Annotated in this window: 17 protein-coding genes; 6 read left to right on the forward strand and 11 right to left on the reverse strand. The window is 35.1% G+C overall.

Annotation, left to right across the window (positions count from 1 at the left end):
- Positions 1-19: 19 nt before the first annotated feature.
- From EQG63_RS10385 to porU, 5 genes are all read right to left on the reverse strand, one after another.
- Positions 20-1,627 (reverse strand): pyruvate dehydrogenase complex dihydrolipoamide acetyltransferase, encoded by a 1,608-nt coding sequence (locus EQG63_RS10385; RefSeq protein WP_129436304.1) that lies wholly within the window; start codon positions 1,625-1,627, stop codon positions 20-22.
- A 4-nt stretch (positions 1,628-1,631) separates the two neighbouring features.
- Positions 1,632-2,630 carry a pyruvate dehydrogenase (acetyl-transferring) E1 component subunit alpha gene (gene pdhA, locus EQG63_RS10390; protein WP_129436305.1) on the reverse strand — a complete coding sequence of 333 codons (999 nt, stop codon included), beginning with the start codon at positions 2,628-2,630 and terminating at the stop codon, positions 1,632-1,634.
- 129 nt (positions 2,631-2,759) lie between these two features.
- Positions 2,760-3,242, reverse strand: a complete 483-nt coding sequence (cdd, locus tag EQG63_RS10395; protein ID WP_129436306.1) for a cytidine deaminase — start codon at positions 3,240-3,242, stop codon at positions 2,760-2,762.
- A 75-nt stretch (positions 3,243-3,317) separates the two neighbouring features.
- Positions 3,318-4,490: a type IX secretion system outer membrane channel protein PorV gene (gene porV / locus EQG63_RS10400; RefSeq protein WP_129436307.1), complete on the reverse strand. Its 1,173-nt coding sequence runs from the start codon at positions 4,488-4,490 to the stop codon at positions 3,318-3,320.
- A 41-nt stretch (positions 4,491-4,531) separates the two neighbouring features.
- The gene (gene porU / locus EQG63_RS10405) at positions 4,532-8,359 is read right to left on the reverse strand and encodes a type IX secretion system sortase PorU (protein ID WP_129436308.1); all 3,828 of its coding nucleotides are present in this window, start codon (positions 8,357-8,359) and stop codon (positions 4,532-4,534) included.
- A gap of 202 nt (positions 8,360-8,561) precedes the next feature.
- On the opposite strand from porU, the gene gldJ reads away from it, so the two are divergent.
- The 3 genes from gldJ to EQG63_RS10420 all read left to right on the forward strand — a co-directional run bounded on the left by gldJ (position 8,562) and on the right by EQG63_RS10420 (position 12,821).
- Positions 8,562-10,247, forward strand: coding sequence for a gliding motility lipoprotein GldJ (gene gldJ, locus EQG63_RS10410; protein ID WP_129436309.1), 1,686 nt, complete (start codon positions 8,562-8,564; stop codon positions 10,245-10,247).
- A gap of 67 nt (positions 10,248-10,314) precedes the next feature.
- Positions 10,315-11,598: a UDP-N-acetylmuramoyl-tripeptide--D-alanyl-D-alanine ligase gene (locus tag EQG63_RS10415; protein ID WP_129436310.1), complete on the forward strand. Its 1,284-nt coding sequence runs from the start codon at positions 10,315-10,317 to the stop codon at positions 11,596-11,598.
- A 122-nt stretch (positions 11,599-11,720) separates the two neighbouring features.
- Positions 11,721-12,821 (forward strand): DUF4407 domain-containing protein, encoded by a 1,101-nt coding sequence (locus tag EQG63_RS10420; protein WP_129436311.1) that lies wholly within the window; start codon positions 11,721-11,723, stop codon positions 12,819-12,821.
- Between the two features lie 111 nt (positions 12,822-12,932).
- On the opposite strand, the gene EQG63_RS10425 is transcribed toward EQG63_RS10420, so the two are convergent.
- Genes EQG63_RS10425 through ruvC form a run of 5 tightly spaced genes read right to left on the reverse strand, consistent with a single transcriptional unit; the run spans position 12,933 to position 16,497 of the window.
- Positions 12,933-13,613 carry a PH domain-containing protein gene (locus EQG63_RS10425; protein ID WP_129436312.1) on the reverse strand — a complete coding sequence of 227 codons (681 nt, stop codon included), beginning with the start codon at positions 13,611-13,613 and terminating at the stop codon, positions 12,933-12,935.
- A gap of 58 nt (positions 13,614-13,671) precedes the next feature.
- Complete coding sequence (locus EQG63_RS10430; RefSeq protein WP_129436313.1) at positions 13,672-14,037, reverse strand: MmcQ/YjbR family DNA-binding protein; 366 nt, start codon at positions 14,035-14,037, stop codon at positions 13,672-13,674.
- Positions 14,038-14,793: a cyclase family protein gene (locus tag EQG63_RS10435; RefSeq protein ID WP_129436314.1), complete on the reverse strand. Its 756-nt coding sequence runs from the start codon at positions 14,791-14,793 to the stop codon at positions 14,038-14,040.
- 14 nt (positions 14,794-14,807) lie between these two features.
- On the reverse strand, positions 14,808-15,941 hold the full coding sequence (gene hemW / locus EQG63_RS10440) for a radical SAM family heme chaperone HemW (RefSeq protein WP_129436315.1): 1,134 nt from the start codon (positions 15,939-15,941) through the stop codon (positions 14,808-14,810).
- Between the two features lies 1 nt (position 15,942).
- Positions 15,943-16,497, reverse strand: coding sequence for a crossover junction endodeoxyribonuclease RuvC (ruvC, locus tag EQG63_RS10445; RefSeq protein WP_129436316.1), 555 nt, complete (start codon positions 16,495-16,497; stop codon positions 15,943-15,945).
- Between the two features lie 31 nt (positions 16,498-16,528).
- On the opposite strand from ruvC, the gene EQG63_RS10450 reads away from it, so the two are divergent.
- Together EQG63_RS10450 and EQG63_RS10455 are read left to right on the forward strand one after the other, a co-directional pair.
- Positions 16,529-17,473 carry a lysylphosphatidylglycerol synthase domain-containing protein gene (locus EQG63_RS10450; protein ID WP_129436317.1) on the forward strand — a complete coding sequence of 315 codons (945 nt, stop codon included), beginning with the start codon at positions 16,529-16,531 and terminating at the stop codon, positions 17,471-17,473.
- On the forward strand, positions 17,461-18,555 hold the full coding sequence (locus EQG63_RS10455) for a glycosyltransferase family 2 protein (RefSeq protein ID WP_129436318.1): 1,095 nt from the start codon (positions 17,461-17,463) through the stop codon (positions 18,553-18,555). The genes EQG63_RS10450 and EQG63_RS10455 overlap by 13 nt, the downstream gene beginning before the upstream one ends.
- 6 nt (positions 18,556-18,561) lie before the next feature.
- On the opposite strand, the gene EQG63_RS10460 is transcribed toward EQG63_RS10455, so the two are convergent.
- The gene (locus EQG63_RS10460) at positions 18,562-19,044 is read right to left on the reverse strand and encodes a hypothetical protein (RefSeq protein WP_129436319.1); all 483 of its coding nucleotides are present in this window, start codon (positions 19,042-19,044) and stop codon (positions 18,562-18,564) included.
- 69 nt (positions 19,045-19,113) lie between these two features.
- Here EQG63_RS10460 and EQG63_RS10465 point away from each other — a divergent pair, with 69 nt between their 5' ends.
- Complete coding sequence (locus EQG63_RS10465; protein WP_129436320.1) at positions 19,114-19,620, forward strand: DUF456 domain-containing protein; 507 nt, start codon at positions 19,114-19,116, stop codon at positions 19,618-19,620.
- The last annotated feature ends 157 nt before the right edge of the window (positions 19,621-19,777 follow it).

Below are 19,777 nucleotides of genomic sequence, written 5' to 3' on the forward strand. Positions count from 1 at the left end.
TTTATATTAATTTTATTGATTACGCTAACATCGTTACAGGATTTTCCATAAACGCTTTGAACGTTTGAAGGAATTGTGCTCCCGTAGCGCCATCAACTGTACGGTGATCACAAGCTAAAGTTACTGTCATAGTATTTCCTACAACGATCTGACCGTTCTTAACCACTGGTTTTTCAATGATTGCCCCAACCGATAAAATAGCAGAGTTAGGTTGGTTGATAATGGAAGTAAACGACTGAATTCCGAACATTCCCAAGTTAGAAATAGTGAAAGTACTACCTTCCATTTCATTTGGTTGGATTTTTTTCACTTTCGCTCTTCCAGCCATATCTTTTACAGTGGCTCCAATTTGAGTCAAACTCATCTGGTCTGTAAATTTCAATACCGGAACTACTAATCCGTCTTCTACTGCTACTGCTACACCAATGTTAACATGATGATTGATTATCATCGCTTCCTCTTTCCATTGCGAATTCACCTGTGGGTGTTTTTTCAAGGCCATAGCTGAAGCTTTGATTACCATATCATTGAAAGAAACTTTCGTTTCAGGCAATCCATTAATCATATTACGAGAAGCAATCGCATTATCCATATCCAACTCGATAGTTAGATAATAATGTGGTGCTGTAAATTTAGATTCTGATAAACGTTTCGCAATAACTTTACGCATTTGCGAATTTTTGATTTCTTCTTGGGAGATTTCACCCGCTGGAACAAAAGGTTTAACTGCTGCTACAGCTGAAGTCGCTTGAGCAACTGCTTGTGCTGAACCAGAAGAAGCTGAAGGTGTAAAGTTTTCTACATCCGTTTTGGTAATTCTTCCGTTTTCTCCAGAACCCGCAATTTGTCCTAAGTCTATTCCTTTATCTTGCGCAATTTTTTTAGCCAAAGGCGAAGCAAAAATTCTTCCAGAATTGTTTGCAACTGGAGCTACAACTGAAGTCGCAGCAATTGCTTCTACTTTTTCTGCTGCTTTAGGCGCTTCAACAGCACCTCCCACTTTAAAATCAGCCACAATTCCTGAAACATCTGTTCCGGCTGGGCCTAAAATCGCTAATATACTATCAACCGGAGCCGAACCACCTTCTTCAATCCCGATGTACAATAAGGTACCCGCATTGAACGATTCGAATTCCATGGTTGCTTTATCGGTTTCAATTTCGGCAAGAATATCACCTTCTTTAACCGTATCACCCACTTTTTTCAACCAAGTCGCTACCGTTCCAGTAGTCATGGTATCACTTAAACGTGGCATGGTTACTACTTTTACTCCTGCAGGCAATGCTTCAGAGGGAGCAGCAACTGGTGCTGATTTCTCTTCTACTGCTGGAGCAGTAGCTTCCGTTTTTGGAGCCGAACCACCATTTAATAAAGCTGAAATATCTTCTCCTTCATTACCGATGATTGCTAATAACGAATCAACGGGAGCCGATTGTCCGGCTTCGATTCCAATATGTAATAATGTTCCTGCATTGAAAGACTCAAACTCCATCGTCGCTTTGTCTGTTTCAATTTCAGCAAGGATATCGCCTTCTTTAATTTTATCACCCACTTTTTTTAACCATGTTGCCACAGTTCCTTCCGTCATGGTATCGCTCAAACGCGGCATTGTAATTACTGTTGCCATAATCTTATAATCTATGAGGAATGAATGGATAATTTGGTTCTTCGTACACTACATCGTACAATTGTTGTGCTTCTGGGAATGGAGATTCTTCAGCGAATTTCTCACATTCAGCCACTAAATCTACTACTCTTTGATCAATCGCTTCAATTTCGGCATCGGTAGCATATTTTTTCTCTTTGATAATATCAAGAACCTGAGTAATTGGATCGATTTTTTTGTATTCTTCCACCTCTTCTTTGGTTCTGTATAACTGTGCATCCGACATTGAGTGTCCTCTGTAACGGTACGTTTTCATTTCAAGGAATGTTGGTCCGTCGCCACGACGTGCTCTATCAATCGCTTCATGCATTGCTTCTGCTACTTTAACTGGATTCATTCCGTCGACCGGTCCGCAGGGCATTTCATAACCTAAACCAAGTTTCCAAATATCGGTATGATTGGCTGTTCTTTCCACAGAAGTTCCCATGGCATAACCGTTGTTTTCCACGATAAAGACCACAGGTAATTTCCACAACATGGCCATGTTGAATGCTTCGTGAAGCGACCCTTGACGAGCTGCACCATCACCAAAATAGGTTAAGGTAACACCACCGGTTTCAAAATATTTATCGGCAAAGGCCATACCAGCACCTACAGGAATTTGAGCTCCTACAATACCGTGACCACCATAAAATCCTTTTTCTTTTGAGAAAATGTGCATAGAACCACCCATCCCTTTTGAAGTACCCGTTACTTTTCCAAGTAATTCAGCCATAACCGCTTTTGGATCAACGCCCATACCAATAGGCTGCACGTGATTACGATACGCGGTAATCATTTTGTCTTTCCCCAATTCCATCGCGTGAAGTGCTCCCGCTAGTACTGCTTCCTGACCGTTATATAAGTGAAGAAATCCTCTTACTTTTTGTTGAATATAAAGTGCAGCTAATTTATCTTCGAATTTTCTCCAAAACTGCATGTCCTCATACCATTTAAGGTATACTTCTTTTGTAATTTCTTTCATTGGTTTCGTGCTAATTTTTTGTGCTTATAACTATTTAAATACAAATACCTACCTCACACAAATTTGCGAGGAGCAAAAATAAGACATTCCGATTAAGATGTAAAATTTAAAGCCTACTTTTTATTTTTTTTATAAAAAGTTCTTATCAAACGTTAGCGGAAGTAAGTTTTTAATAGAATTTGACTTGTAGACTTCTCCCGTTTCTCCCATGAAGAAAATCTCAATATCCGCATCTTGTTTGAATTCGTATTCAAATATGGATTGTCGGCATGCACCGCAAGGTGGAATTGGTTTAGTCGTTTTGTTTTCTGTAGAACCTGCCGTTATTGCCATTTTTACAATTTTTGCATCAGGATATACTGCACCTGATTGAAAAATAGCCACACGTTCAGCGCAAAGTCCAGAAGGATAGGCCGCGTTTTCTTGATTGGAACCCACCACTACTTGCCCGTTATCTAATAAAATAGCGGCACCTACTTTGAATTTAGAATACGGCGCATAAGCGTTTTTTCTAATTTCAATAGCTCTTTGCATTAATGATTGATCATTCGTTGACAATTCATTCAAAGATTCGAAAGCAATAAGTTGTGTGTTAATGTTAATCTCCTTCATACGTTCTTTTTAAGGGAAAAAAAATCCAAATCTCATTTTACTGAAATTTGGATTATAAATGTATTAAATATTTACTTAGTATTGATCATAGTCATCTCCAAAATTAAACGTTAAGGAGAAACGTAATGTATTTTCTAATGGGTTTTTAATTTTAGATATCGAAAACAAATAGGAAACATCTAAAGTAATGGCCGAATACTTAAACCCAGCTCCTAAAGTGGCGAATTTCCTCGCCCCTTTTTCTTTACTTTCATTAAAATATCCAGTTCTGAAAGCAAATGAATCTTGGTACCAATATTCCAAACCTGCTCCGTAATTTACTTCTTTTAACTCTTCACTAAATCCATCAGGTGCATCCCCAAAAGATTTAAAAATCCCTGAAGTCCAACCCACACTATTATATTCGTTAGCCGCTTCTTGAGATTCTCCAGCATCTATAAATCCGTTACCGTTTACATCAATCAGTTTTTGTGGAGTTGGCACTAATAATTTATTGAATTCTAAATTAACTGCTACTTTATTATAATCATCAAAGATAAAATCGAATCCACCTCCTAATTTAAGATTGGACGGTAAGAAATTTGAACTTCTTTCTATGTCGGCATCGTAAGAAATTTTTGGTCCAAGATTTTGAAGATTAAATCCTAAACGGTAACGACCATTAAAACTAGTAAAGGCCATTTCTTCCGATTGGTAAAACCCAGCCACGTCAACCGCAAAACTATTTGCTGCCGAAGCGTCGTTTGTGTTAGTATTTACTTTTAAATTAGAACGTATATAACGACCCGCAACTGCCATCGAAAATTTTTGATTTAACTGTAATGCATACGATACGTCTATTGCCATCTCGTTAGGCTTAACTGTACCATTTGGATTGGCATTTTCGTCAGTTAGTTGAATTTCTCCTAAACTAAAATAACGCAAACTTCCGGCGAATGCACTACGCTCGTTGTATCGGTTAAAATAATTAACTTGACCTAAAGAAATATCATTAACCAAATCCGTAAGATAAGGTGTATAACTAGCAGTAAATCCTGATTTTTTTAGCGAAAATGCATATTTCGCAGGGTTGAATTGTTGTGAAAACGCATCTGGTGATGAAGCCACACCAACATCTCCCATACCTGCTGAACGTGCATCGGCAGCGATTAAAAGAAAAGGAACTCCTGTTGTTATTGGACGCTCGTTTTGAGCTTTTATAGAATAGGTTGAAATTAACCCCAAAATAATTACAACTATTTTTTTCATTAAAAAAATTTATTTAAAGTGTGACAAATATATACTCTTTTTTAAAGTATAACTAATTTCTCGTATTTTTCAGTCTTTTTATTTGTTAAAGTGGATCGAACCGTAAGCTTATAAACATAAACTCCTTTTCCAATTTTGTCTCCAAAATCGTCTCGACCGTCCCAAGTGATGTCTCTCGAAGTAAACCCTGCAGTGGTAATGGTTTGATTCTTTGACCAAACTACTTTTCCTGTAATCGTTAACACCTGTACTTGTACATCTAGTGGCTCAAATGGTTTATTATGGGTAAACCAAAACTCAGTATGATTGACAAATGGATTTGGATAATTCAACACATTCGAAAGCGTTAGGGTTTCATCACCAACCACGATAAATTGCAATTGAGCCGTTATTGGATTATTGTACACATCCCACGCTTTGAAGGTAAGTGTGTGCAATCCAATAGCTAAATTTTTAAAAGGAAATTTCAATTTTCCTTTGGTATAATCATTTAGTTCTGTTTCATAAAAATCATTTAATACATAAGGTTTTGTTTCATCGCCATCCAAATAAGCCACAATATCATGACCGATTCCACTGGCGGTATTAATCCCGTGCTCATCTTCCAGAAATGCTAAAAACAAAGGGTTTTGACTGGTAATTCCTCCTGAAGCGAAGGTTTCATCATTCATATAAATTCTAACTCTTGGTGGTTTAGTATCGGCTTCAGCATTCACATTAACCCCTCCTACTTTTATAGACAAATCGTAACCTGTTTGATCTTCTAAAACGGCATTCTTTTTCGCATAAAAACTAACTCTTCCATTGCCTTCAGCAATTTTTATATCTCTTGGAACAATAAAACCAAATTCAAACTGACCATTTGTAACCGATGCATTTCCCCTGAAAATGGTTTCCCCTAATGTTTTAAAATCCATTATAAAAACACCAGTCCCAACGACTGTACCATCATTCCCTAAAGTTACTCTATCAATTTCTTTATCAAAAACACTTACTGATAATTCTCCATTATAATTTGAGATAACTGCATTGGATTCATCTACCACTTCACCCGACAGTTTGACAAAACTAAGCGCTTTAAGCAAATCGGTAGTCCCGGAAACGGGCACATCATTAATTTTGGTCAACACAATTTTAGGTTTGGGTATGGCTAATTTTAAAGCTGGATCACCTAGGTAAAAAATCACATAATTCCCAGTTGAAGTATTCATGTTTTTTGTCAATCGTACTGCCTCTGCAATGGTTGGATATTGGTCAGAACCATACGAATACAAATTACTCGCCAATGCTAAATTAAATTGAGATCCTGTAAATTGCCCTATTTGTCTTGTTGTGGTAACCATCCCAATAGCTCCCCCTGACGCATTCCAATACACAAACTCACCAGCCGTTAAACGGGTTGGATCGTCAAATTTTGTAAACTCACAGGTTACCGTAATAAACAAAGGATACTTATACTTATTATATAAAGTAATTGCGTCGCTTTTTTCAAAAATTCGTTCTCCTGCTAAACCATCTTCTCCACCATGACCAAAGTAATTAACCACTAAGGTCCCTTGACTAAATGAGTTTACAAAATTCTCTCTCACTTTTGGGTATTTTTGCCCTCCAGAAGTGGTTTCTTGTACATAAGAATCGGAATGTATTTTTTTTACATTCAAAAATGGCTTTTGGGCATATATGGCATCCGATAATTGATCTACATCTACCTGTAAACTAGCATCACTATCCCGATCGGCATCATCTGAAATCATGGTAATGTTATTTCTCCATTTTCCGTAAGATTTCTCGTTATGGTAATCAATAATTTTGGCAACCATTTGTTCTGCTTGAACAACAGAAGATGCTAAAACCCTACCCACTGCAATATCCAAACCTTTAAATCCTGCATCCATATCTCCTTCATCAGAATCCATTAAAACGAAATAATCATCTGAAATATAGGATGAAGCGACAGAAAAACTATAAAGCGAATGAAAAATAGGGACAACATTGGTATTGTTCTTAATCCTATCTTTAAAATCAAAGGAGGCATCACCAAACAAACAAAGGTATTTTAGCCTTTTACTATCATCCGAAGCATTATCATATACATATTTGACTAAATTTCGAATGGCTCCAATATCTTGTTTCCCAGACGAAAATTCATTGTAAATTCCAGTTAAAGTAACCACTTTTACATTAAGCCCTGATTTGGTTCTATGAAAATTAGCCAGTTTATCGGCTTGTGTTTTCAACCAATAAGGTGTAACAATTAAATAGTCAATATCTTTAAAAGTATTATTGGCATCATTAAATATGGTTCCTTTTATATCCTGATTGTATACTGTTGCATCAGTATCATATATAGGTGTAAACAAATCAGATTTATCTATCGCAATATATTTTCTTACTTCCCCCATATTCGCTTTAAAGCTGAAATTGGCATTATTGGTATTGGAAATAGAGGACACATTATAAATATCGGTAATATCCCAAACTTGAGAAATATTGGATGCACTTGAAAATTGATACTGACAAACACCCAAATTATTGATATTATCATCTACCGTAAATCGGAATTGTTTTCCAAAGCCTTTTAACGCACTCTTTGTTGTCAACCTTATATAATCAAGATAGCCATTTGAAGAAGGCACACCTCCATTATTATATTTCAACACCACCGAAAAATTGTTGCTCGTAGAAGGCAATGAAGCATTTAATTCATTTTCAGAACCCAAAACGGTACCTCCGGACATTGGAGAAAAGGAAATATCTCCTAAATCCTGGCTGTTTACTTTCACATTTAAACTAGTAGTGACTGCAGATTTTGCACCTGCATTTATTTTAATTCCAATGTTTTCTCCAGGAACTTTATTTGGAAAATTAAACAAAAACGTTTGCACATCATTTACACTAAACGAATCGCCAAACCATTTTCTCCCTAATTTTCCAATATTGTTTTTATCCACTTCGTAATGTCTTTGATCATCAAAAGAAGTATGAATTGTTGCAGGAGAAGAAGTTGGTTCTACTATTGCGGAAATTCTTTTGCTTGGAGCAGCATTTGACGTCACATAATAATAAGATTTATTAGAATACAAGTTATTATACGTATTACTGTCGTCATTCCAATTGTCAACACCTTCCGCATAGAACATGATATAATCACTATCGTTAAAAACACCATCTTCTTCTCCTGAAAACAAAATGGCATTTTCTTCAAGATCTTTAGGATAAGGCACCGAATTAAGCAAAGGCACCATTCTTCCACCATTGCCATATATTTTAATCGTTTGCGGATTGACATTTACATTAAAACCTAAACCCAACAAAAATGCTTTACTTATTTTATACACTCCGGAATTGGTCACGTAGAATTTTTTCCAAACCCCAGTTTTAAGAACAGAAGAAGCTATTGTGTTTACATTCCTATTTTCGGAGACATTACTGCTACCCTCGTTAAAAGAATAGGAAATATTTTTTACTTTTTTATAGCCATTTCCATCTTTTACAATCAGATTAAAAGAAACAACTCCTATAAATTTATCTCTAGCTTTGGTAGAATATAGCTTAAAATTCAATCCTGAAGAAATAGATTGAGGATTTAATCCGCCCAACTTAGTAGCCGGGACAGACTCGTATTCAACATTGGAAACAACAACACTAGCCGAATTAATAGGTGAAACAAGATTTATGTTGTCAACGTAAGAAATACTTTTTAGCTTGTCATTAAAAACCATCTTCCCCCCTTTTACATAAGGGATTGTAACAAAATTATCATCTGCCACGCTATAAGAACCATAGTCCCAATTTAGAGCAATAGACTTACTATTTTGCGCATATCCAATTTGAAGGAAAAACAAAAAAAAACAAAAAAACTTTCTCATATATAACAACAACTAACGAAAATATACCTCATTTATTTTATGTAAAAGTAATTTATTTAAACAATAAATAAAATTTATATACGTTATATCAAATACCAAAGAAAAACATTAATTTAGCCTTTTGAAACTTTTTTAACAAAAAGTGTTGCGATTTAATGGTTAATTATTATATTGCGCCACAAAATAATTACCTACTGAAAGTATGAAAGTAAACAAAATGATGACTGCAAGACTACTATTTACATTATTAGTAGCTATGGGAATTACTACAAGTTGTAGTAAAAAGTCTAGTTCAAAAAACACTTCCGCAGCTACTGGATGGAAGATTAACGACCCAAACGGAGGTTTCCAGTACAACTCAAATTTCACCAAGCAAGAAACAGCTCCTGGATTGATCTTGGTAGAAGGTGGAACATTTACAATGGGTAAAGTGCAAGATGACGTGATGCACGATTGGAACAATACACCAAACCAACAACACGTTCAGTCTTTCTATATGGATGAAACTGAGGTTACCAATATAGCCTATATGGAATACCTTGACTGGGTAAAAAGAGTATTTCCTCCAACAGATGAAAACTACAAACACATATATACTGGCGCTCTTCCTGATACTTTAGTATGGAGAAATAGATTAGGTTATAACGAAACTATGACTAATAACTATTTAAGACACCCGGCTTATTCTCAATACCCAGTTGTTGGGGTTAACTGGATTCAAGCTACAGAATATGCCAAATGGAGAACGAATCGTGTAAATGAGTCTATTCTTGAAAGAGAAGGCTACATGAAGAAAGGTGCTAAAATTGTTGATGTTGATGCAAACAACACATTCGACACAGAAGCATACTTGGCTACACCTTCAACTTCTTTCGGTGGTAATGATAGTATCATTTTAAAGAAAACTAAAGGACGTGCTAAAAAAGGTAAAAATGCTGCCGATTCTACAAACGTTTATGCACAAAAAACTTCAGGTGTTTTATTACCTGAATATAGATTACCAACTGAAGCAGAGTGGGAATATGCTGCTGCTGCTGATGTAGGGAACAGAGAATACAACATTTACCGTGGTCAAAAGAAATACCCATGGAAAGGTCAATATACTCGCTCTGGAAAAAGAGAAACTAGAGGTGATCAATTGGCTAACTTCAAACAAGGAAAAGGAGATTACGGCGGAATTGCTGGATGGTCTGATGACAATGCAGATATTACTGCAGCTGTAAAATCATACAAACCAAATGATTTCGGATTATATGATATGGCAGGAAACGTTGCCGAATGGGTACAAGACGTTTACAGACCAATGGTTGACGACGAAGCAAATGATTTCAACTACTACCGTGGAAATGTTTATACTAAAAACAAAATCGCAGATGATGGTAAAGTTGAATTAGTTACGGCTGAAACAATGAAATATGACACATTAAGTAATGGTAAAATTGTTGCGAGAACAAAACCAGGAGAAATTGCTCAGGTTCCAGTAGACGAACAAGAAACTTACTTAAGACAAAACTTCGACAAGAGTAATGAGATTAACTATAGAGATGGTGATAAACAATCTACAAGATTCTATAGATTTGTTGACGAAGAAGGCGAAGCTAAAGTTGACGACAAGAAAAGAATGTACGATTCTCCTGTACACAGAGTAGGAAAAGATACTACAGGTAAATTAGATAGAAAATTTGATAAATCTACTAAGAGAACTACATTAATCGGTGACGATGTAAGAGTTTACAAAGGTGGTTCTTGGAGAGATAGAGCTTACTGGTTAGACCCAGCTTCAAGAAGATTCTGCCAACAAGATATCGCTTCTGACCATATCGGATTCAGATGTGCTATGTCTAGAGTAGGTCCAAAATCTGACTTTAAGAAAAGAGCAAGAAATTAATTATACTTTCATATTAAATAAAAGTCCCGCTATTTGCGGGACTTTTATTTTTTAGTAATTTAGCTTTATGAGAATAGAAGAAATATACCAATGCTTTTTACAATGTGATTCTGTATCTACAGACACTAGAAAAATAGAACCCAACTCTCTTTTTGTAGCCTTAAAAGGAGATAATTTTGACGCCAATACCTTTGCTCAAGAAGCTTTAAATAAAGGCGCTCAATTCGTCATCATCGACAATAAAAACTATTACACCGACGAGAATAAAATGCTATTGGTGGCTGATAGCTTAAAAACACTACAAGAACTTGCCAATTACCATAGAAAACAATTAGGATTACCTATCATTGCCCTTACAGGAAGCAACGGAAAGACTACAACCAAAGAGTTGATAAATTGTGTACTCTCGAAAAAATACAATACCAAAGCTACCATTGGCAATCTAAACAATCATATTGGAGTTCCTTTAACCCTATTAAGTTTTAAAGAAGATACCGATATCGGTATCGTAGAAATGGGAGCCAATCATCAAAAAGAGATCGAATTTTTATCTTCCATTGCCGAACCTGACTTTGGCTATATCACCAACTTTGGAAAAGCACACTTGGAAGGATTTGGTGGTTTGGAAGGCGTAATCAAAGGCAAAAGTGAGTTGTACAATTATCTTATTCAAAATGACAAAACCATTTTTGTGAATCTAGATGATACTTTACAAGAGGAAAAAACAGATCATACCAATCGTTATACTTTTTCATTAGAAAAAAAGTCAGATGTCAAAATCGAAGGTATTTCAGCCAATCCGATGGTTAAAATTGTTTTCAACAACATACAAATTCATTCGCATTTAATAGGGATTTACAACGCTAATAACATCAATGCAGCTATCACAATTGGAAAGTATTTCAATATTAGTGATGAAGACATAAAATCAGCTATTGAAAACTATATCCCGAACAATAACCGTTCGCAGTTGATCGAAAAAAACAGCAATCAAATTATATTGGACGCTTACAATGCGAATCCAAGCAGTATGCAAGCAGCCATAACCAACTTCGTTCAATTAGATGCTGCCAATAAAATTGCCATTTTAGGAGACATGTTTGAATTGGGAAATGAAAGCATTGAAGAACACAAAAAAATCATAGCCTCTCTAGAAAATGAAAGTCAGATTCAAGTGTATTTTATTGGAAAAGACTTTTACCAAAATAAATCGGAAACTAATCATTTTGCTTTTTTTGAAAACTTACAATCATTTATAGAAGCCCTGAAAAAGACCAAACTAAGTAACAAAACAATTCTAATCAAAGGTTCCCGAGGAATGGCCTTAGAAAAAACACTAGAAATTATTTAGCTGCAAAAAGTTTTAACACAATTATAATCAACAAATTATAAATTTATTCAAAAATTGGTCTTAAATTTGATGTAATCATCACCTGATTGAATCAGGTACATCATCAATCAAAAGAATCAATTATGTTAAAACATTTTTTCATTCTGTGCTCTGGCGCAGATCGAGAGCTACTCTCAACATGTAGCGAAGGCGAACAAACCAAATATGTTGGAATTGGAGCCACCGTTTTCTTCACTGCGGTAATGGCTTTTTTAGCCAGTGCTTATGCGCTGTTTACTGTTTTTGATAATCCCTATTATGCCATAGCGTTCGGAATTGTATGGGCACTGCTCATTTTCAATTTGGACCGATTTATTGTTTCGACTATTCGAAAAAGAGACAATCTATGGGCAGAATTTTTACAGGCTTCTCCTCGAATTATATTGGCGATGATTATTGCAATTGTAATTTCAAAACCCTTAGAAATTAAAATCTTCGAAAAAGAAATCAATACCGTTTTATTGAAAGAAAAAAACGCGATGGCCATTGCCAATAAAAATCAGGTAACTAATTATTTTAAAGGAGATGTCACCAAAAATCAATCGGAAATAGACAGTATTAAGTCAACAATTTCTAAAAAAGAAAAGGAAGTTGCCGATTTATACCAATCCTATATCACTGAAGCGGAAGGTTCTGCAGGGACAAAAAAAATGGGAAAAGGTCCTATTTATAAAGAAAAGCGTGACGCGCACGATTTGGCATTGCGACAACTGGATTCATTAAAAGCAAATTCATCAAAAGTAATTGCCGACAAAGAAGCTAGAGCCAAAACCTTACAAGCCGATTTAGACAAAAAAGTAGCCGATACCAAACCTATCATTGAAGGTTTCGACGGATTAATGGCGCGAATTAATGCTTTGGGCCAACTTCCGTTATTACCATCACTTTTTATTATGCTGTTGTTTTTGGCCATTGAAACTTCTCCGATTATTGCTAAAATGTTATCCCCTAAAGGCGAATATGATTTCAAATTAGAAGATACCGAAACCGCTTTACGCACCCATATCGAACAAAACAATCATCAGCGATCGTTACAGAAACAAACTGATGCCGATATATACAATCGCGTTTATGAAGATATTCGGACGGAAAAAGAACTATTTGACTACAAACGCAAACGCGCTAAAGAATTATTAGAAATGCAAGCCGATGCTTTTGTAGAGAAGCAGAAAAGTGTGATGTAGTATACACCGAAAAGTTTGCAAAGAAATTACGCTGAGAACGCAAAAAAGACTGCTTGTAAATTAAGTCAGTCTTTTTTTTATGATTATGGTGAGCTTTTAACGGTAAGATTATTACAAATATTGCAATACTTCTGCTTTCAATCGGTCGTATTCGCTTTGCAAAATCAAACCGTTATCCAATAATTTCTTGTAATTCTGAAGTTTTTCGAACAATTCGTCTTTGGTCAAATCTTTCATCGCTTTACCACTTTGTGAATATTCTACTTCTACTTCCGTGTCCGGCACTGGTTGAGAGATAGATTCCTCTTCGACAAAAGAAGTCACTTCTTCAGCGGCTACTTCTTCAACAATTTCGTTTTGTAGTGGAACCACAACTTCAGGAGAAGCCACAATAGGATTTTTTAAAGCATCCAATTGCTCTTTGGCATAAGTATATAATTTTCTAGCCTGAGTTTTTGGCAAATAGTCAACGGTATGTGTCAAATCGGTATTGGTAGAAAACGTAAAATCGGAGCCTAAAATTCCTTCTTTCACAAAAGTTCCTGAAATTTCATCCCAACTAAAATCGATGAATTCCATCGACAATCCTAAATTCTTAGGCTTGCACAAAATAATGCGCTTATTGGTTACCACAATACTATCGGGCAAAATAGTAACCGCTGGTTTTTTTTGCACGGCAATATAGCCAACTTCCTCAGAAGACATTAACAAGTTTTCCAATTTAGCTGTGATTTTTTCGATTGCCTTTGGATCTTGGTCTTCGTTTAATATTTTTTTTAAATTGTCAATCATTACTTCATTTATAAATTTAAAATGTTTCGATTTTTAGCAGCAATAGTTATGCCTAAAATTAAGCATTTAAAACTTCAGTTTGCAATTTCTTAGTCAAACTTTTAAATACCAATTCGTAAGAATCATTTAGCAATCCACACATCATTTTATCAGAAACATCTTTATTAAAATCGACAGTATTCCAATGTACTTTACTCATATGATAGCCCGGATTTATAGCTTCATATTCGGCACGAAGCTCCAGCGCTTTTTCGGGATCGCATTTTAGGTTAAGCGAAGGCGTTCCGTTTTCCCATTCCTTTAAAGAAGTCAGACAAAACATTTTTCCACCCACTTTAAACACCAAAGTATCTTCATCGAAAGGAAAATGCTCGGTTACCCCTTTTTTGGCTTGACAAAATTCGTATAGTTGTTGAATGTTCATTTATAGCACTTTATATAAAACGGGTTTACTCGGACTCGCATCATTTTCAAACGAAGCGATTTGTAAATTTAGTATGTAACTGCCATCCGGAATTTGATCATTTACAAAAATCATTTCGGTTATAGTGCAATCCATACGTGCATCGGCATTCAAATTTTGAACATTTTTCACATTCCAAAAGGCTTTGTGCGCCACCAATTTCCCTTCATCTTCTTCCCTATCTACACTGGGCAAATCGATTAGTAAATGTTGGATTCCTTTTTCTCGAAGCAATACAGAAGCTTCTTCGCTCAAATAAGGCGGATTGGTATGCGAATAATTTTTGGCTTTTTTTTCTTCGGAATTTGGAAGCGTACGAATAATTACTGCTTCAGTCATTGCGAGTGAAGCGAAGCTATCCTTTTCTATAACCAAATCTTCCCCAATTTTTTCAGGGGCAACCGAAATCAATTCAGCCAAAAAGAAAAACTGTTTCAAACATTGATTGATGCTATAAAAATCGTTCGTAATATGACCCAAACACTCGGTATGCGTACCATGTCCGTGCGGATTGAAGAAAATATTATTGAAATTAGTAGAACTTCCTTCCGAAACCTTCCCTACCCAATCACCAAAACGAACGGGTTCAATAATTGGCTTTTCGATATACCAAGCAATCGGGTTTTTATCGGAATTCGTTAATGGAATCGAAATATCGAGCGGTTTTGACAAATCTACCGTAACTGTTGTATCGTTTAGTTGAATGGTTGCAATCACAAATTTGAAATTAATTATTCCAAATTTAACCAAAAAAGATCGGAAGCTATCCCATCACAAAAGAATTTTCCTTTATTCGTAGTTTTTAATATATTATCAACCAGTTGCAGTTTTTCTTCCTTCAAATAGTTTTCGGCATTTTGAAGTAAATACTTTAAGTAAGTGTCTCCAAATTCACTTTCAATTCGATGAAGTGAAACGCCCCAAACGGTTCGCAAACCCGTCATTACATACTCATTATAACGATCGGTTGTAGTCAACGTTTCTACTTCTAATGGCAAAACATTTTCAGTCAAAGATTTTAAATACAAGGCATTATTGGCAATATTCCAGGAGCGGTTTTTTCCATCATAACTATGTGCAGAAGGACCAATGCCAAGGTATTTTTTCCCTAACCAATAGGCCGAATTGTTGCGAGAAAAATAATCAGGTTTCCCAAAATTTGACAATTCGTAATGCACAAATCCGTTGTTTTCAAGTGTCTCAACCAACAATAAAAATTGATCGTGAGCGACACCATCATCAGGAGTTGGTATTTTACCATTTTTGATTAGAGTGGCCAAAGCCGTTTTAGGCTCCACTGTTAAGGCATAACTCGAGATATGTGGAATATTTAAATCTAATAATACCTGAATGTTTTGTTGCCATTTTTCGTTGGTCAATCCTGGAATTCCATAAATTAAATCGACTGAAATATTATCGAAATATCGGGTCGCGATTTCCAAACATTTTTTGGCTTCCGCTGCATTATGGGCACGATTCATCAATTGCAAATCTTCTTCAAAAAAAGACTGCACCCCAATACTCAATCGGTTGATTTTGATTTTTGACAATTCGATGATGCGTTCTTCCGACAAATCATCGGGATTGGCTTCAATCGTTATTTCAGGAGTTTCGGAAACCCTATAATTTTCATACACTGTATCAATGAGCATTCGCAAATCGGATATTTCCAAAATACTTGGCGTACCACCACCAAAGTAGATGGATTCTATTAATTCATTTCCAAAATAATTTTTACGCCATTCAATTTCCTTAGCTAGCGCCAAAATCATCTCGTCTTTTTTCTTCATTGAAGTCGAAAAATGAAAGTCGCAATAATGACACGCTTGCTTGCAAAAAGGGATATGAATGTAGATTCCTGCCAAATTATTTTCTTACTCGTTCTTCATTTTTTTTGACAAAAGCATCCCAACCCGAATAACTTTTGGTTCCAATTACTTTTCCGGTATTAAAAAAATGACACACAGCGGCTGCTAATCCATCGGTACTGTCAAGATTCTTGGGCAATTCTTTTAATCCTAATAATTGCTGGAGCATTTTGGCTACTTGTTCTTTGCTGGCGTTTCCGTTACCGGTAATGGCCATTTTTATTTTTTTGGGTTCGTATTCCGTAATCGGAATTTGACGCGATAATCCTGCCGCCATTGCCACACCTTGCGCGCGACCCAACTTCAGCATCGATTGTACGTTTTTTCCAAAGAAAGGCGCTTCAATAGCAATTTCATCCGGATGATGCGTTTCGATTAATTCGATGGTGCGTTCAAAAATGACTCTCAACTTCGTATAATGGTCGTCATATTTAGACAAAATCAATTCATTCAACTGAAGAAATTCCATCTTTTTGTTGACGACTTTAATCAAGCCGAAACCCATGATGGTAGTTCCGGGGTCAATTCCTAATATGATGCGTTCGTTTGCCAAATTTTAGTCTAAAGTTTTGTTTCTTTGTCTTATGATAACATTGCCCAACAAAGCTAAACAATTCTTAGTACTTCTACTCAAAGTTTTAGTAGTCGTGGGTGCATTTTATTTTATTTATGAACGATTGGCTTCGAACGAGCAACTCGATTGGGTTAAATTCCAACAATTGGTTTGGAGCAAAGCTTCTTTTTGGAGTGTATTGTTAGTTTTATTTTTATCGTTTCTGAATCGGTTTTTAGAAATTTTAAAATGGCAAAATTTGGTTCAAGTCATTAAACCTATTTCAGTTTTGGAAGCTTCCGAACAAGTTTTAGGCGCCTTGACTCTGGCGCTATTTACCCCTAATGGAATTGGCGAATATGCTGGAAAAGCGTTGTTTTTCGAAAAGATAAAAACCAAAAAAGTCATTTTTTTAAACTTGATTTGTAACGGCATTCAATTGATATTAACGGTTATTTTTGGAGTTTTCGGATTGTTATATTTCAACACTCAATTTCATGTAATTTCTTCCACTGCAGTACTCGTTTTGTTTGGACTGTGTGTTTTGTTATTAGGCATTTTCTTTTTGACAAAATCCTTAAAAATTAAAGGGTATTCCATTGAAAAACTTATTCATAAAGTAAATGAACTTCCAAAATCGGTACATCAAAAAAACATTCTTTTAGGAGTACTTCGCTATCTGACATTTTCGCATCAATACTATTTTTTGTTTTTACTATTTGATGTTCAAATCCCCTATCTTGTGTTAATAGCCACAATTACATCGGTATATTTTTTAGCGTCCTCATTACCTACTTTTCAATTTTTAGATTTTGCGGTAAAAGGAAGTGTTGCCGTCTATTTTTTCGGACTTTTAGGCGTTAATGAATGGATTGTAGTTTTTATTAGTACTTTAATGTGGTTCTTAAACACGGTCATTCCGGTAGTAATTGGAAGTTATTTTGTGCTTAATTTTAAATCGAAATGGAAGTCTTAATTCTTATATTCTATTATATTTCCTTTTGGTATTTATTCAATATCCTTTGGCTAATCGTGGGATTTAGTAAAGCGAAGACTTTTCATCATCATTCTATTATTCCGAAAACAAAATTTTCAATTATTGTTCCGTTTCGAAATGAAAAAGAAACACTGCCCAAACTTTTGCATTCGATAGCAAAGCTAAATTACCCCACAGCACTTTTTGAAGTTATTTTAGTGGATGATGCCTCGGAAGAAAAATTCGAAATACAAAATACGAAGCACGAATTGACTCTGATCGACAACTTCAGAAAAACCAATTCTCCGAAGAAAGATGCTATAAATACTGCCATAACCATTGCCAAATATGATTGGATTATAAGTACCGATGCCGATTGTGAAGTTCCAGAAAACTGGCTAGCGGTATTTGATGCATTTATCCAAAAAGAAAAAGTTAAAATGATTGCTTCCGGAGTAATGTATAATAATGTAAGTGGTTTTTTAGACACGTTCCAGCAAATGGATCTGTTAAGTTTACAAGGCACTACAATTGGAAGTTTCGGAAACCAGCAAGCTTTTATGTGCAATGGCGCTAATTTTTGTTACCAAAAAACATTTTTTTTAGAACTAAATGGATTTGAAGGAAACGATTCGATTGCCAGCGGAGATGATGTGTTCTTATTACAAAAAGCAATTTTAAAAGAAGTCAAATCGGTTCATTTTCTAAAATCAAATCAAGCTATAGTTACCACTAAAACGGAAAAAAATTGGAAAAATTTATTCTTTCAGCGAGTTCGTTGGGCCAGTAAAACGGCGAATTACCAATCGATTTATAGCAAACAACTTGGTTTGAGTGTATTGGCGATGAATATGATTTTGGTTTTTTCGATAGTACTTGGGGAATGGAGATTTTTTTTGGTGCTATTTTCCATTAAATTTTGGATTGATTTTATCTTGCTTTTTCAAACAAGTTCTTTTTTTAAAACCAGTTTAAAACACTTTTTACTGTCCAGTTTGGTGTATCCTTTTTTTAGTACTTCCGTCGCATTGTATTCTTTTTTCGGGAAATATACTTGGAAAGGAAGAGTTTTTAGAAAATAGAATGTATTACTTTTTCGCTTTAATATACACAGGTATTACAAATTCCGATTTTACTTTCATACCACGTTTTATAGCTGGTTCAACAGAAGGGAAATTTATCAGTTTTGATTGTAATACACTATCCGCTGCTGTTCGATTAAAAAGTAAACTATCGGTCTTAAAATGAGTTTGAAATGATATTTGTGCATTCGACAGTACCTTAACTTTTACATTCAAGGTATCCAACCCTTTATAATACGAACGAATTGTATCGTTGGTTAATTTCAGTTGTAATTCTGTCGTCATAAAATCAAAGAAACATTGTTTGCGTTGCACTTTATCTGTGATTGAATCACAAGCTAGTGTAGTAGGAAATTCATCTACTTCTTCCCAATTGATTTTTTTTAATTCCTTTTGAAGTAACTCTTCTTTATTAGGGACATTTTTTTCAAAATATTGACAACTTTGAAACAATGCGATAAGTACGAATAAAAAGCTTACTTTTTTCATTAGAATTATAATGCCTTAAAATTTAGATAAATGATTATATTTAATGTCAAAAGTAATAAAAATTAAGCTATGGATTCATTATTGTTACTCATTGGTTTTATTTGTATAATTGTTGGCATATTTGGAAGTTTTTTACCTGCTTTACCCGGACCTGGATTAAGTTGGCTTGGATTACTATTTTTATATTTAACTAAAGTTGTTCCTGAGAATTATTGGGTGTTAGCAATTACATTTGCTATAACCATCGCAATACTTATTTTAGATTATATTATTCCGGCAAAAGGCACTAAAAAATTTGGAGGGAGTAAATACGGCATTTGGGGAACTAATATCGGATTGTTAGTCGGATTGATTTTCATTCCAATTCCTTTTGGATTTGTTATAGGAGCTTTTTCTGGCGCATTACTTGGTGAATTGTATTATGACAATCAAGATCACAAACGTGCTCTAAAAGCTGCAACTGGATCCATTTTAGGATTTTTAGCTTCAGCTTTTATGAAATTTGTAGTCTGTATGATTTTCTTGGGCACTTTTATCTATGTCGCTTGGGAATACCGATATGCCTTTTTGGAGTAAAGCGTACTTATTCAAAATAAAAAACCGTCGAGATTTTTATAAATCTTGACGGTTTTCAAATCAAATAAACAAAACAAACTATTTTTTCATGAATAAATTCGTGTAATATTTTTTTCCATCGGCATTAGCACGTATAGCAATACCAAAATGTGTAAAG

It is taken from the genome of Flavobacterium amnicola (assembly GCF_004122165.1).
In the GTDB taxonomy this organism is placed as follows: domain Bacteria; phylum Bacteroidota; class Bacteroidia; order Flavobacteriales; family Flavobacteriaceae; genus Flavobacterium; species Flavobacterium amnicola.